General features: G+C 70.4%; 10 protein-coding genes and 1 pseudogene. 3 read left to right on the top strand and 8 right to left on the bottom strand.

All coding sequences use genetic code 11. The features are described 5' to 3' along the window. Positions 1–52: 52 nt before the first annotated feature. The 6 genes from ACFPQ9_RS24990 to ACFPQ9_RS24965 all read right to left on the bottom strand — a co-directional run bounded on the left by ACFPQ9_RS24990 (position 53) and on the right by ACFPQ9_RS24965 (position 6,354). On the bottom strand, positions 53–949 hold the full coding sequence (locus ACFPQ9_RS24990; RefSeq protein WP_380857315.1) for a TauD/TfdA dioxygenase family protein: 897 nt from the start codon (positions 947–949) through the stop codon (positions 53–55). A gap of 13 nt (positions 950–962) precedes the next feature. After that, positions 963–2,303, bottom strand: a complete 1,341-nt coding sequence (locus ACFPQ9_RS24985) for an LLM class flavin-dependent oxidoreductase (protein WP_380857312.1) — start codon at positions 2,301–2,303, stop codon at positions 963–965. Then, a complete protein-coding gene (locus ACFPQ9_RS24980; protein WP_380857308.1) occupies positions 2,303–3,034 on the bottom strand; it encodes an ABC transporter ATP-binding protein in 732 nt (243 codons plus the stop codon). Before ACFPQ9_RS24980 ends, ACFPQ9_RS24985 begins: the two co-directional genes overlap by 1 nt. Then, complete coding sequence (locus ACFPQ9_RS24975; protein ID WP_380857305.1) at positions 3,010–3,852, bottom strand: ABC transporter permease; 843 nt, start codon at positions 3,850–3,852, stop codon at positions 3,010–3,012. Before ACFPQ9_RS24975 ends, ACFPQ9_RS24980 begins: the two co-directional genes overlap by 25 nt. A gap of 5 nt (positions 3,853–3,857) precedes the next feature. Continuing rightward, positions 3,858–4,925 (bottom strand): ABC transporter substrate-binding protein, encoded by a 1,068-nt coding sequence (locus ACFPQ9_RS24970; protein WP_380857302.1) that lies wholly within the window; start codon positions 4,923–4,925, stop codon positions 3,858–3,860. Between the two features lie 226 nt (positions 4,926–5,151). Further along, positions 5,152–6,354, bottom strand: coding sequence for an ROK family transcriptional regulator (locus ACFPQ9_RS24965; RefSeq protein WP_380857299.1), 1,203 nt, complete (start codon positions 6,352–6,354; stop codon positions 5,152–5,154). 488 nt (positions 6,355–6,842) lie between these two features. Between ACFPQ9_RS24965 and ACFPQ9_RS24960 the strand changes: the two genes are divergently transcribed. Continuing rightward, complete coding sequence (locus ACFPQ9_RS24960) at positions 6,843–7,424, top strand: biotin transporter BioY (RefSeq protein ID WP_380857296.1); 582 nt, start codon at positions 6,843–6,845, stop codon at positions 7,422–7,424. Between the two features lie 139 nt (positions 7,425–7,563). On the opposite strand, the gene ACFPQ9_RS24955 is transcribed toward ACFPQ9_RS24960, so the two are convergent. Further along, on the bottom strand, positions 7,564–8,289 hold the full coding sequence (locus ACFPQ9_RS24955; RefSeq protein WP_380857293.1) for a hypothetical protein: 726 nt from the start codon (positions 8,287–8,289) through the stop codon (positions 7,564–7,566). A gap of 231 nt (positions 8,290–8,520) precedes the next feature. Here ACFPQ9_RS24955 and ACFPQ9_RS24950 point away from each other — a divergent pair. Next, positions 8,521–9,294, top strand: a pseudogene (locus tag ACFPQ9_RS24950) (serine/threonine-protein kinase); the annotation flags it as partial. 1,284 nt (positions 9,295–10,578) lie between these two features. Next, entirely contained in the window at positions 10,579–11,787 is a 1,209-nt protein-coding gene (locus ACFPQ9_RS24945; RefSeq protein WP_380858721.1) for a hypothetical protein, read from the top strand. Positions 11,788–11,869: 82 nt separating this feature from the next. Here the strand turns inward: ACFPQ9_RS24945 and ACFPQ9_RS24940 are convergent, their stop codons facing one another. Next, entirely contained in the window at positions 11,870–13,336 is a 1,467-nt protein-coding gene (locus tag ACFPQ9_RS24940; RefSeq protein ID WP_380857290.1) for an amino acid permease, read from the bottom strand. Positions 13,337–13,514: the final 178 nt, after the last annotated feature.

Genomic DNA, 13,514 nt, shown 5'->3' with positions numbered 1-13,514 from the left:
GGAGAGGATGACCACTATGCGGACACTCACCGCACTGTAGGTGATGTGTACATCACGCAGCGACGGGGGTGTAGTGCGAGGCGTCCCCCTCGATCGAGTGGCTCGCCTTGCCCTCGATGCCGACCGGGACGTCACCGGCGACGGTCACCCGGTGCAGCCGGCGCGGCTGCCCGTCGTAGTTGTCGACCGCGTAGTGCTGGGTGATGCGGTTGTCGAAGACGACCAGCTGGTTCTCGGACCAGCGGTGCCGCAGGATGTTCTCCGGCCGGGTGACGTACGCCTGGAGCAGGTCGAGGACCTTGCGGGACTCGCCCGGCGACAGACCCACGATCCGCTGCGCGAACCCGCCGATGAACAGGCCACGCTCCCCGGTCAGCGGGTGGACGCGGACCACCGGGTGAACCGTGCGGTACTTGATCGACGTGAACTGGGCGCGCTGGGCGGCCTGCTGCTCGTCGACCTCCTCGTCCGCCACGGCGTAGTCGTAGTCGTTGGTGTGCTCGGCCCACAGGGTGTCGGCCAGCTTCCGCAGCGGCTCGGGCAGCTGCCGGTAGGCCGCCGCCGAGCTGGCGATCAGGGTCTCGCCGCCGTACGGCGGGATCGTGATCGAGCGCAGGGTGGTGGCCTGCGGCGGGTTGAGGACGAACGTGACGTCGGTGTGCCAGTGGTTGGCGGCGCGTCCGCGCTCGCTGTCGACGGGCAGCACATTGGGGGTGCCGGCGACGGAGGAGACCGTCGGGTGGGCCGTGGTGACGTCGCCGAAGTGCCGGACGAAGGACTGCTGGGTGGCGTCGTCCAGGTTCACGTCGTCGAAGACGAGCGCCTTGTGGACGTTGAGGGCCTCCCGCAGGGCGGCGACCGTGTCGGAGCCGAGCGGACGGCTGATGTCGACGCCGGACACGCGGGCGCCGATGTGCGCGGTGACCTTCTGGATTTCGATGCCTGACATGGGGGCGGTCCTTTCAGACGAGGGCGTTCTCGCGGGCGGTGTACTGGTTGGCGGGGCGCGGCAGGCCGTAGCGCTCGCGCAGGGTGCGGCGCGGGCCGTACTCCTCCCGGAGCAGTCCGCGGGCGCGCAGGATCGGCACGACGTGGTCGACGAAGGCGTCGAGGCCGGAGGGGAGCACCGGCGGCATGATGTTGAATCCGTCGGCGGCGCCCTGGGTGAACCAGGTCTCGATGGCGTCGGCGACCTGTTCGGGCGTACCGGCGAAGGTGAGGTGACCGCGCCCGCCGCCGAGCCGGCCGATCAGCTGCCGCACGGTCAGCCGCTCGCGCCGGGCCAGCTCCACCACCAGCGTGTACCGGCTCTTGGCACCCTCGATGGCGTCCTCGGGCGGCAGGTCGTCGGGCAGCTGGGCGTCCAACTCCAGGACACCGGGCTCCAGTTGCAGCAGGCTCTCCAACCGGCCCACCCCGTGCGTGTACACGATGTGGTCCTCCAGGACCTGCTCGGCCGCCCGCGCCTCGGCCTCCGTCGAGCCGATCACCGGGACGATGCCGGGCAGCACCTTGATGTGGTCGGGGTCGCGACCGGCCGCAGCCGTACGCGCCTTGAGGTCGGCGTAGAAGGCCCGCGCGTCCTCGATCGTCTGCTGCGCGGTGAACACCGCCTCCGCGTACCGGGCGGCGAAGCCCTTGCCGTCCTCGCTCGACCCCGCCTGCACCAGCAGCGGATAGCCCTGCGGCGTACGCGGCACATTGAGCGCACCGTCGACACTGAAGTACGTCCCCCGGTGCCGGGGCGCATGGATCTTGGCGTCGTCGCCCCACACCCCGGCCGCCTTGTCGGCGACGATCGCGTCGTCCTCCCAGCTGTCCCAGAGCTTCAGGGCGACGTCCAGGAACTCGGCGGCCCGGGCGTACCGCTCGGCGTGCGCGGGCTCCGCGTCCAGACCGAAGTTACGGGCGGCCTCCGCGCCCGCCGTGGTGACGATGTTCCAGCCCGCCCGGCCGCCGCTGATGATGTCGAGCGAGGCGAACTTGCGGGCCAGGTTGTAGGGGGAGTTGTAGGAGGTCGACGCCGTAGCGATCAGCCCGATGTGCTCGGTGGCCGTCGCCAGCGCGGTGAGCAGCGTCAGCGGCTCCAGCGCGCCGGCGGGCCGCTGCGCGAGGTTGTTCCACAGCTGCGGGCCGTCGGCGAGGAAGAGGGAGTCGAAGGTGCCGCGCTCGGCGGCACGGGCCAGACGGACGTAGTGGGCCAGGTCGACATGCGCGTACGGGTCGCTCTCGGGCAGCCGCCAAGAGGCCTCGTGGTGGCCGGTGTTCATCAGGAAGGCGTTGAGGTGGAGCTCTCTGGTCATCAGTGGTCCTCTGTTACGCCCAGCGCCGCGAGCAGTCGTTCGCGGTACTCGCCGAGCAGCGGATCCCGGTACGTCCGTGGATGCGGGCGGTCGATGGTCAGGTCGAGGCCGATACGGCCCCGGTCGAGCACGAGCACCCGGTCGGCGAGCACGATCGCCTCGTCGACGTCGTGGGTGACGAGCAGTACGGAGGGGCGGTGGCGTTCCCACAGCTCCCGCAGCAGGTTGTGCATCTTGATCCGGGTGAGGGCGTCCAGCGCCCCGAACGGCTCGTCGGCCAGCAGGAGTTCCGGCTCGCGGACCAGGGAGCGGGCCAGCGCGGCCCGCTGCTGCTCGCCGCCGGACAGCTCGCTCGGCCAGGCCCGCTCGCGGCCCGCAAGCCCGACCTCGGCGAGGGCGTCACGGCCCTTCTTCTCCGCCTCCCTGCCGTCGAGCCCGAGAAGGACGTTGGCGAGGACTCGGCGCCAGGGCAGCAGCCGGGAATCCTGGAAGACGACCGACACCCGTTCCGGGGCCGTGAGCAGTCCGCTGCCGGTGACCTCGTGATCGAGCCCGGCGACCGCCCGCAGCAGGGTGCTCTTGCCGGAGCCGCTGTGCCCCAGCAGGGCGACGAACTGGCCGGCGGGGATGTCCAGGTCGATGCCGTCGAGTACGACACGTTCGTCGAACGAGCGGGTCAGCGAGCGGAACTGGACGGCGGGACGGGTCAGCTGCTCAGTGTGCGGCGCCACGACAGCACCCTCCGTTCGATGAGACGGACCGTGCTGTCGGAGACCAGGCCGAAGATGCCGTACACCACCAGGCCGACGAGGATGACGTCCGACTGTCCGTAGTTCGTGGCCTGGAACATCATGTAGCCGAGACCGCTTGTGGCGTTGATCTGCTCCAGGACCACCAGGCCCAGCCAGGAGCCGGTCACACCGAGCCGGAGTCCCACGAAGAACCCGGGCAGCGCGCCGGGGATGACGATCTCCCGGATGAAGCGCAGCTTCGACAGGCCCTGCACCTCGGCGAGCTCGACGAACCGGTTGTCGATGCCGGACAGGGCGGCATGGGTGTTGAGGTAGATCGGTATGTAGACGACGATCGCGATGATCGCGATCTTGAAGGTCTCGCCGATGCCCAGCCAGAGGATGAACAGCGGGATCAGACCGAGGGTCGGGATGGCCCGGTTGAGGTTGACCGTGCCGTCGATCAGCGCCTCTCCGGTCCGGGTGAGCCCCGAGGCCAGCGCCAGTACGACACCGGCGGTCAGGCCGATCGCGAAACCGGACGCGGCCCGCTCTAGCGAGGTGAGGATGTCGGTGATCAGAGTCCCGTCGGTCCACAGCTGGGCGCCGGTCTCCACCACCGTCCAGGGCGCCGGGATCGCGGCGGGGTCGAGCGCCTCGGCGGCGGACGCCGCGGCCCACAGGGCGAGCACCAGCAGGGGCCCGGCGAGCCGGGCGGCGGGCAGGCGCTTGCCGGGGGCGAGCCCGCGGCGGCGCCTGCGGGGCCGCTCGTCGACGTCGACGACGACGTCGGCCTTGTCCAGGGTGGTCGTGGTCATGGCGGTCACTTCCGGTACTCGGCCGGTACGGACTTCGCGGCGATGCCCTCGAAGCGGTGGTCGAAGAGCTCGCCGACGTCGAACTTCTTCACGAACCCGCCCTCGGCGAGCAGATCCGCGGTCTCCTGCTCCCACTCGATGGCCTCGTCCCAGCTCGGCGGGAACAGCGGCTTGTTGGCGAGCTCGGTGATCGCCTCGGCCTGGGGGAGGGTCAGGTTCTGCGTCTTGACGTAGAACTCCCGGTTCCAGACGTCGGGGTGCTCGTACGTCCACACCTGGCCCTTCGCCCAGTACGGGATGTACGCGGCGATCGCGGCGGCCTTCGCCGAGTCGTTCAGTACCGAGGTCGGCGCCCACAGCAGGTTGAGCAGGTCGACCACGTCGGTGGTGATGACACGGGCGCCCTTGCCCTCGTACTGCTTCAGATAGGCGGGCGCCTGACTGTTGCCGAGCGGGGCGATGTCGACCTGCCCGGACTGCAGCGCCGTGAGGAACTGGTTGCTGGTGAGCGGGACCAGCTCCGCGTCGGCGTACTTCAGCCCGGCCTTCCTCAGCGCGCGGAGCAGGACGACGCCCTGCGCCTGGCCCTGGGAGAAGGCGAGCCGCTTGCCCTTGAAGTCCTCGACCGACCGGATGTCGCTGCCGGGCCTGGTGGCGAAGAGATAGTTGGGCTTACGGGTGATGTTGATCGCCACGATCCTCGCGTCGAAGCCCTGGTAGTACGCCTGGATCGGCGGGATGCCCGCGTTGTTGGCGAGGTCGAGGGACTTGGCCCGGAAGGCGTTGATGACATCGGGCCCGGCGCCGATGTTCAGCCAGTTGCTGATCGTGAAGGGCGGATCGCCCAACTTGGCCAGTTTGAACTGGAGTTGCTGGGTGTTCTGGAAGGAGGCGATCTTCAGGCTCGTACCGGCGGGGACCTTGGTGGCCAACGGGGCGTTCGAGACGCCCTCGCCGTCGGCCGCCGCGCTGCTCCCGGCGCAGCCGCTGAGTCCGGCGACGCCGGCCGCCGCGCCGAGCAGGGAGGTGAGGAAGAGCCGTCGGTCGACACCGGACACGGATGATGAAGGCATGGGAGAGCTCCGCGAGTTCAGGGAGGAAAACGTGCGTTCAGCAGGAAAGAAGGCATGCGGAATTCCGGGCCGATGAAGCCGGGAAAAAAGAATTTACGCAGGAGGAAATGAGCGCTTCACACGCGGCGACGTGTCAGCAACAGTGGGTGCGACAGCTCACGAACAGGCTCATGAGCAGTAGGTTCCCGGCCATCGGTGTTCCTTGTCAACATTCCGAGTTTCTGAATTAAATAGCCTCAGGTGACGCGCTCAGCGGATCCCGGTAGAGCATGTCCAGTGCCACCGATCCGCCCGCCACGGCCAGGACGGAATCCGCGAAACTCGTCGGCACCACGGCCGCCGCCCGCTCGTTCCCCACCGCGTTCCGCAGCGCCGCGAGACAGTCCTGTCGGCTCAGCACACCGAGCTCGGTGACGACGACGGTCTCCGGGTTGAGCACGTCGAGCAGCAGCCCCACCGCCCGCCCGGTCATCCGCGCCCGCTCGGTCAGCAGCCGCACGGCCACCGGATCGCCGTCCCGCGCGGCACGCACGACATGCCGCGGATTCGTCCCCTCGATGACCCCGGCCGCCCGCGCCCGACGGCACAACGTCCGCTCGCTCAGCTCGACCTGAAGGCAGCCGACGCGACCGCAGACGCAGGGCTCCGTGCCGCCCGGCACCGGCAGATGGGCGATGGCGCCGGCCTGGGAGCGGGGGCCGTGGTGCACCTCGGCGCCCGTCGCGAACGCCGCGTCGACGACGTTGCCGACGAACAGATGCAGCACACTGCCACTGCCGCGCGCCCGCCCGAACAGCCGCTCCGCGTTCACCAACGCCCGTGCGTGCCCGTCCACATGGACCGGCAGCCCGGTGCGGGCGCCGAGCACCTCCCGCGCCGGCACCTCGCGCCAGCCCAGCAGCGGATGCTCGACGACGACTCCCGAGTCCCGGTCCACCCAGCCCCCGGCCGCGAAGCCGACACCGAGCGGCCGGCTGCCCGGCGCCGCGGCCAGCAGCGCGGCCAGCCCGTCGGCGGCCCGGTCCAGGACGTCGTACGGATCCATGTCGCCCGAGTGCCTCAACTCCCGCTCGGCGACGACGCGTCCCCGCAAGTCGAGCAGCGCCACCGTGGTGTACGGCACCGCCACATGCACCCCGCCCACCACGAACCGCGAGCCGTCCAGGTCGACCGGCACATGCGGGCGCCCGACCCCGCCCGACTGCCGAGGCGCGGCGGCCTCCTGGATCAGTCCGAGCCGGGTGAGACGGGCACAGTGGTCGGTCACCGACGCCGGTGACAGCCCGGTCAGCCGGGCGATGGTGCTGCGGGCGACCGGGCCGTGCTCCAGCACGGACCGCAGGACGACGCTGGCACTGGTCCGGCGCCGGTCACGGTCGGCGACACGGGGGATCGGGGACGAACGGGTGGGTGCCGCGGTACGGGGCATGGGGTACTTCCTCGGGAGCCGGTCCGACACTGCGCCTGCTGGTGCGGGCGAGCCGGACCGGAGCCACCTCGGACCGACTCACCCCGGTCGGCGACAGGCGGCCGCGCCCACGCGTCGCAGGTCGACATGGCGACGCGACGTGAAGTTCCGGGACTGGGCGACCATGCGCTCGAAGCTAGCAAAGCCGACCACCGCTGCCCAGACGGCGACCGACGGGCGAGACGGCTCTTCACATCCGGGCAATCTCTTCACGCGCGAGCAACATGATTGGCGCATTCCCACAGTCGGCCCGAACGCCCGCGCTGTGAGCCGTACGTCCCTGCCTCAGTGACCGGCATCACCCCGTACCGGGTGTAACCCCCACCCTTTGTCCGGAGCCAACGAACCCCGTGATCCGGCCTTTGTCGACCACTGACGGTGAGGGACGGAAACCCCCTGGGATAGCGTCACAACGTCCCGTACCGCCCCCACCCTCGCCCGGAGTCACCATGAGCACGGCAGCCGCCGCCCCAGTCCGCCCCGGTCAGGTCCTCGCAGACCTGCTCCCGGCCTCCCGCGTCCGCGACATCGCGCTCGTCGCCGGCGGCGCCGCGTTCACCGGACTCGCGGCCCAGATCTCCGTGCCCGTGCCGGGTTCCCCGGTGCCGGTGACCGGCCAGACGCTCGCGGTGCTGCTGGTCGGTACGGCCCTCGGCGCCGGGCGCGGCTTCCTCGCGCTCGCGCTGTACGCGGTGGCGGGCATCGCGGGCGTGCCGTGGTTCGCGGACGGTACGTCCGGCGCCGCCGCCCCCTCCTTCGGCTACATCCTCGGCATGATCCTCGCCTCGGCCGTCGTCGGTGCCCTGGCCCGCCGCGGCGCCGACCGCACCGCACTGCGCACGGCCGGCGCGATGCTGCTCGGCGAGGCGATCATCTACGCCGTCGGTGTCCCCTACCTGGCCCTGGCCACCGGCATGTCGGCGTCCGCCGCGATCGCGGCCGGCCTCACGCCGTTCCTGATCGGCGACGCCCTCAAGGCCGCCCTGGCGATGGGCGCGCTGCCCACCGCCTGGAAGCTGATCAACCGCTGACGCGACAGCTCCTGAGCTCCTGAGCTCCTGAGCTCCTGAGCTCCTGAGCTCCCGAGCTCCCGAGCTCCCGAGCAAGAGGCTCGCCGGGTCCACGACTTGGACCCGACGAGCCTCTTTCATATTCCGATGCCTCCGGGGCTCAGTCCGCGTGCCGCCCCGGCCGTCGCAGCTGCGACCACCACAGGCCGGCCGCGCCCGCCGCGATCAGCGCCGCGCCGGCCGCGCCCAGCGGCAGGACGTCACGACCGAGGCCGGTCTTGGGCAGTTCGTCCGGGCCGGGAGCCGCCGGCTTGTTGTTGGTGCCGAGCAGCAGCGGAGTGGCCGGGGCGTCGGGCGACGGATTCGTCGTACCGAACGGCACCGGACCCTGCTGCCAGTACGTCTTCTTGCCGTCACCGGTCTGGACGGGGAGACAGATCTTGCCCTCCTTGTCGAGGTCGTATGTCGCGGCTACGGCGTACGACTTCGACTCACCGGCGGGGAGATTGTCGAGAGGGCAGGCGAAACCGCTGTTCGAGCCCTCGGGGAGATTGTTCTTCTCGATCGCCGAACAGCCTTCGACATTCTTGACCGTGAGGCCGTCGAACCCGACGACCAAAAGCTGGATCTTTCCGCTCTCCTCGGTCCCTTCGTTCTTCACCGTGGCGGTGATCTCGGTTTCTTGCGAACTGTTGTTCACCGAGATTTTCTCCGGCAGTTCGGTGGTGAGCTTCACCCCCGACGGTGCCGCGTCGATGACCTTTCCCCCCTTGCTGCTGCCGGGTCCCTGGTCGTCCGCACTGGCAGTGAAGGAAAGGATCATCACTGCCGAAAAAGATGTCGCGACCAGCGATCCCGCGATGGCCGTCGTGCGACGAGAACTCATGTTCGCCCCCCTTGCCTGCGCCTGAATTCGCAGTACTTGAAGAGCTACCACAAGATTTCTCCGCACTATGCTGGTACGGCACGAAGTGTGACCATTGTGTTTCAATGGCGGATGTCCGATGCGGCATCGAGGGGGTGCAGTGGATTGCCGGGGAATACAAGGAGTGGCGGGGTTCCAGGTGTACTGGTGACGGGGCGCTATCGATTGGTCGAGAGTATCGGCCAGGGGGGAATGGGGCGCGTGTGGCGAGCGGTCGACGAAATTCTCGATCGACTGGTCGCCGTCAAGGAAATGCGCATCGACGGCCTGGACCCGGAGGACACCCGCACACGCCGTGAACGCACCCTGCGCGAGGCGCGGGCGACGGCACGGATCGACCACCCCAACGTCGTACGGGTCTACGACGTGGTCGACGAGGGCGAACGCCTGTGGATCGTCATGGAGTTGGTGGCCGGCCGCTCCCTGGAACGCATCATGGCGGAGGAGGGCCCGCTGAGCCCCGGCGAGGCCGCCCGGATCGGCCTGGGTCTGGTGGCGGCGCTGCGGCAGGTGCACGACCGTGGAGTGCTCCATCGGGACATCAAGCCGGGCAATGTGCTGGTGGAGACGGAGGTGCGGCGCGGGCGGGGCCGGGTGGTCCTGACGGACTTCGGCATCGCCGCGATCCAGGACGCGAAGGCGCTCACCATGGTCGGCATGCTGGTCGGATCCCCCGACTACATGGCCCCCGAGCGCATCTCCGGCCGTCCTCAGGGCCCGCCGTCCGACATCTGGTCCCTCGGCGCCACGTTGAGCGCGGCCCTGGCCGGCCGCTCGCCCTTCTCCCGCGACACGACGTTGGCGACCCTGCACGCGGTCCTGTACGAGGAGCCCGAACTCCCGCGCACAGCGGGCCCGTTGCGTAACATCCTCACCACCCTCCTGGCCAAGGACCCAACCCGACGCCCCGGCCTGGACACCCTGGAAACGGCCCTCCACCCGGTGGCCCATCCGACCCCTACGCCGACTGTGCCGGTTGTCGGGGGAGTGGGTGGAGTGGGTGGAGTGGGTGGAGTGGGTGGATCGGGTGGCGTGGTGGACGGTTGGAGCGGTCGGGGGGACGGGCCGGCGGTGGCGGCGGGAGGTGATGAGTCCGGGCCTGTGCCCAGGGGAGTCGGGCCTGCGGTGGCGCCGGGAGGCGGTGGATCGGGGGCCGTGCTGGGGGAGGAGGGGGCTGCGGCCGTTCCGGGGGGTGGCGAGTCTGGGGCCGTCCTGGGGGAGGACGGGGCTGCGGTCGTGCCGGGAGGTGGCGGGGCTGCGACTGTCCCGGGAGGTGGCGGGTCTGCGGCCGTCCCGGGGGGTGGCGAGTCCGGGGCTGCCCCGGGGATGGCCGGGGCGGTGGTGGTGCCGGGTGGCGGCAGGTCTGCGGTGGTGCCGGGAAGCGGCGGATCTGCTCTGGTGCCGGGAGACGGTCCATCTGCCCTGGTGCCGGGAGGCGGCGGATCTGCCGTGGGCCCGAGGGGCGCCGAGTCTGCGTCGGTGCTGGGCGGAGACGAATCCGCGACAGTGCCGGGTGAGGGAGGAGCGCCACCCGAGGCCGAGACCGGTCCTGTGCGTCGGAACGCCGGGGCCGGGGCAGGAGTTTCGCCGCCGGGCCCCGAGCACGACTCCGATCAGGCGAAGCCGGCGGAGGGGCATGGACAGCGGCAAGCGCCCGGCGCAGAACAGCTGTTGACGCCGGGCCAGGTCCATGAACCCGGCGCGGGGCGGCAGTTGGTCTCGGGCCAGGCCCAGCGCCAGAGCGAGGGGCCGGGTGCGGGGCAACAGCCGGCGCCGCAGCCGCGGGATGCGCTCATACCCGGCACGACTGCCCCGTCGGAGCACGGCCCGGCCCCGGAGTCTGCCTCTGCGGCTGACCTCATGCCCGGCGCCGGCTCACGCCCCGAGTCCTCATCGGTTCCGGCGCCCGGCTCGGCCTCTGCGGCTGCGTTGATGCCTGGCCCCGGTTCACGGCCCGAGTCCGCGTCGGCCCCGACCCCGGAGTCGGGTCCTGCGGCTGACCTCATGTCCGGCGCCGGTTCACGGCCTGAGTCCTCATCGGTTCCGGCGCCCGGTCCGGCCTCTGCCCCGGAGTTGATACCCGAGCCTGGTCCACCGCCCGAGTCGCCACCGGCCCCCGCACCGGACCTTGAGCGCAACCAGGCCCCGGACTCGGCGTCCAACCCGACCCCGACCCCGACCCCGAACCCGAGCCCGCCCCCGACCCCGCCCCCGGCTCCGGCCCCGACGCCCAGCCGACCCCCGGACCCTGTGGCAGCCACCACGGCCCCCACGGAGTCCCCCACCCCCGCCCTCCTGGACCCCTCCCGCGTCCTGCTCCCGCCCGACCCCCGGCAGCCGCCGGACGACATCCAGGACGCGATACCGACACGACACCGCCTGGCCCCGGCCAAAGAGGCCCGAACCGAGGCTCCACAAACCGAAGTTGCGCACCCGGAGACTCCACACAGCGAGGCCGCACACACCGAGGCTCCGCACACCGAGATTCCACCCGCCGAGCGCACCCACCAGGCCACCCCCGCCCCGGCCACCCCCACCCCGACCACATCCACCCCAACTCACCCCACGCCACCCACGCAGCCCCCACCCCCACAGCCCCCCCGAGCCCCCAACGCCTCCACAGAACTCGCCCCCGAGTCCCGCACGGAGGTGCACTCGGCCGCCCCGGTCGGCAATTCCGGCGGACCGACGCCCCGCCGCGCCGGCGTCTCCCTGGAGCGGTCGGAAGCGGTGACCGAGCGGCGGCCCGCTCCCGGGGTGGGGGCCCCGCAGAGCGGTTCCAGGTCCCAGGGCGCCATGCCGCCCGGCGAGTTCCCCGGCCCGGCCCTTCCGGCGCGCACCCGACGCCGCCCAGGGCATCGCCGTACGGGAATCGTCGCCGCCGTCGGCATCGCCGCGGCCGGGGCGGTCGTAGCCGTGGTCCTGGCGTCCGACTTCGGGTCGCCGAAGGACGACGGGGCGGGCGGCTCACCGTCGCCGTCGACGGCCGTGTCCTCCCCGTCGTCCACGGTCGAGGGCACATCCAGGCCGCAGAGCCTGCCGCCGGGCTCACGTCGTGAGGCGGGCGGGTTCGCGTGGGTGCCGCCCGAGGGCTGGCGACGGGACGTACAGACCGGATCGGAGGTGCACTACACATCACCCGACGCCAGACAGGAACTCGCCGCCAAGTCCTCGCTGGCCCGCGACGACCTGATGGACTCCTGGCAGAAGTCGGAACAGAACGCCCAACAGGGCAAGGACTACAGCAAGATCCGCCTGGAGCGCACGACCTTCCGCGGACACCCGGCGGTCGTCTGGGAGTACACCTTCACCCTCCAGGGCGAGCCCTGGCACGCCCGGCTGCTCGGCTTCACCGTGGGCGGGAAGTCGTACCAGATCAACACCTGGTACCGCCCGGACATCGCGGCACAGGCCCTGAAGACCTACGAGAAGGTGAGGGACACCTTCACGGTGCTGTGACCAAGACGAGAGGGGCGATGGGGTGGCACCTGGCACCCCATCGCCCCTCAGGCGGTTCACGGCCACACGGCCGGCCGACGACTCAGCCGGTCTTGACCTCGTCGCGCGGCGCCTCCGAGGCGACGGCCCCGACGCCCGCCGGGCGCCCGCCGCCGACCTTCTCCTTCACGAAGGCGATGGCCAGCACGACCGCGGCGACCAGCAGGGACAGCAGCACGGTCTTGCGCCCGTCGTGCTCGGTGTCGGTCAGCATGTAGCCGAGCACGAACACGATCAGCGCGGCCGTCGCCCAGGTCAGATACGGGTACAGCCACATCTTCACGACGAGCTTCTCCGGCGACTCGCGCTGGATGATCTTGCGCATGCGCAGCTGCGAGAAGCAGATGACCAGCCAGACGAACAGCGCGACCGCACCGGAGGAGTTGACCAGGAAGAGGAAGACGGAGTCCGGGAACTTGTAGTTGAAGAACACGGCCACGAAGCCGAAGGCGACGGACACGAGGATCGCGGTCCGCGGCACGCCGTTGCCGGTCGTGCGGGCGAAGCCCTTCGGCGCGTCCCCGCGCTGGCCGAGCGAGAAGGCCATGCGGGAGGCGGTGTAGAGGCCGGAGTTGAGACAGGACAGCACCGAGGTCAGCACGATGAAGTTCATGATCTGACCGGCGTGCGCGATGCCGAGGGAGTCGAGCGCGGCGACGTAGGAGCCCTTGTCGGCGATGGCCTTGCTGTCCCAGGGAAGCAGGGAGACCACGACGAGGATCGAGCCGAGGTAGAACACGGCGACACGCCAGATGATGCTGTTGGTGGCCTTGGTGACGGCCTGCTGCGGGTTCTCGGACTCACCGGCGGCGAGGGTGGCGATCTCGCTTCCCATGAAGGAGAAGACGACGAGCAGCACACCGGTGAGGATCGCGCCCGGTCCGTGCGGCAGGAATCCGCCGTGGTCGGTGAGGTTGCTCAGTCCGGCCTGGTCGCTGTCGACGCCCGGCAGCAGCCCGAAGATGGCGAGACCGCCGATGACGATGAACGCGGCGATCGCGACGACCTTGATCCCGGCGAACCAGAACTCGAACTCGCCGTACGAGCCGACGGAGACCAGGTTGGTGGCGGTCAGCACCACCATGACGATCAGGGCCCAGCCCCACTGCGGGACGGCCGGGATCCAGCCCTCCAGGATCACCGCACCGGCGGTCGCCTCGACCGCCAGCACGACGACCCAGAAGAACCAGTACAGCCAGCCGATGGAGAACCCGGCCCAGCGGCCGAGCGCCCGGTCGGCGTGGGCGGAGAACGACCCGGAGGTCGGGTTGGCCGCGGACATCTCACCGAGCATCCGCATCACCAGCACCACGAGCGTGCCGACGAGTGCGTAGGAAAGGAGGATGCCGGGTCCTGCGGTGGCGATACCGGAGCTGGACCCGACGAACAGGCCGGCGCCGATGACGCCGCCGATCGCGATCATGGACAGATGGCGGTTCTTGAGCCCGGCCTGTAGGCCATGGCCCCCGGGAGCCGGTTCGGCCGTCTTCTTTGTCGGCTGCGAAGTCATGGAACGGATTTCCTTTGCGCCGTGGGGAGCGGTCCTCGCACAAGCGGATTGCGTGTGGCGTACGAGTCGGACCAGTGAATCGGAGGAGAACGGATTCGGGAACCTTTGATTCGGGATTGTTACTTGAGGTTTCCTTGAGCTTCCATGGTTCAGGTCACAATTGACGCGATCGACACCC

This window comes from Streptomyces coerulescens (genome assembly GCF_042657965.1).
Classification (GTDB): domain Bacteria; phylum Actinomycetota; class Actinomycetes; order Streptomycetales; family Streptomycetaceae; genus Streptomyces; species Streptomyces coerulescens.
This window is presented reverse-complemented; position numbering and strand designations above follow the sequence as displayed.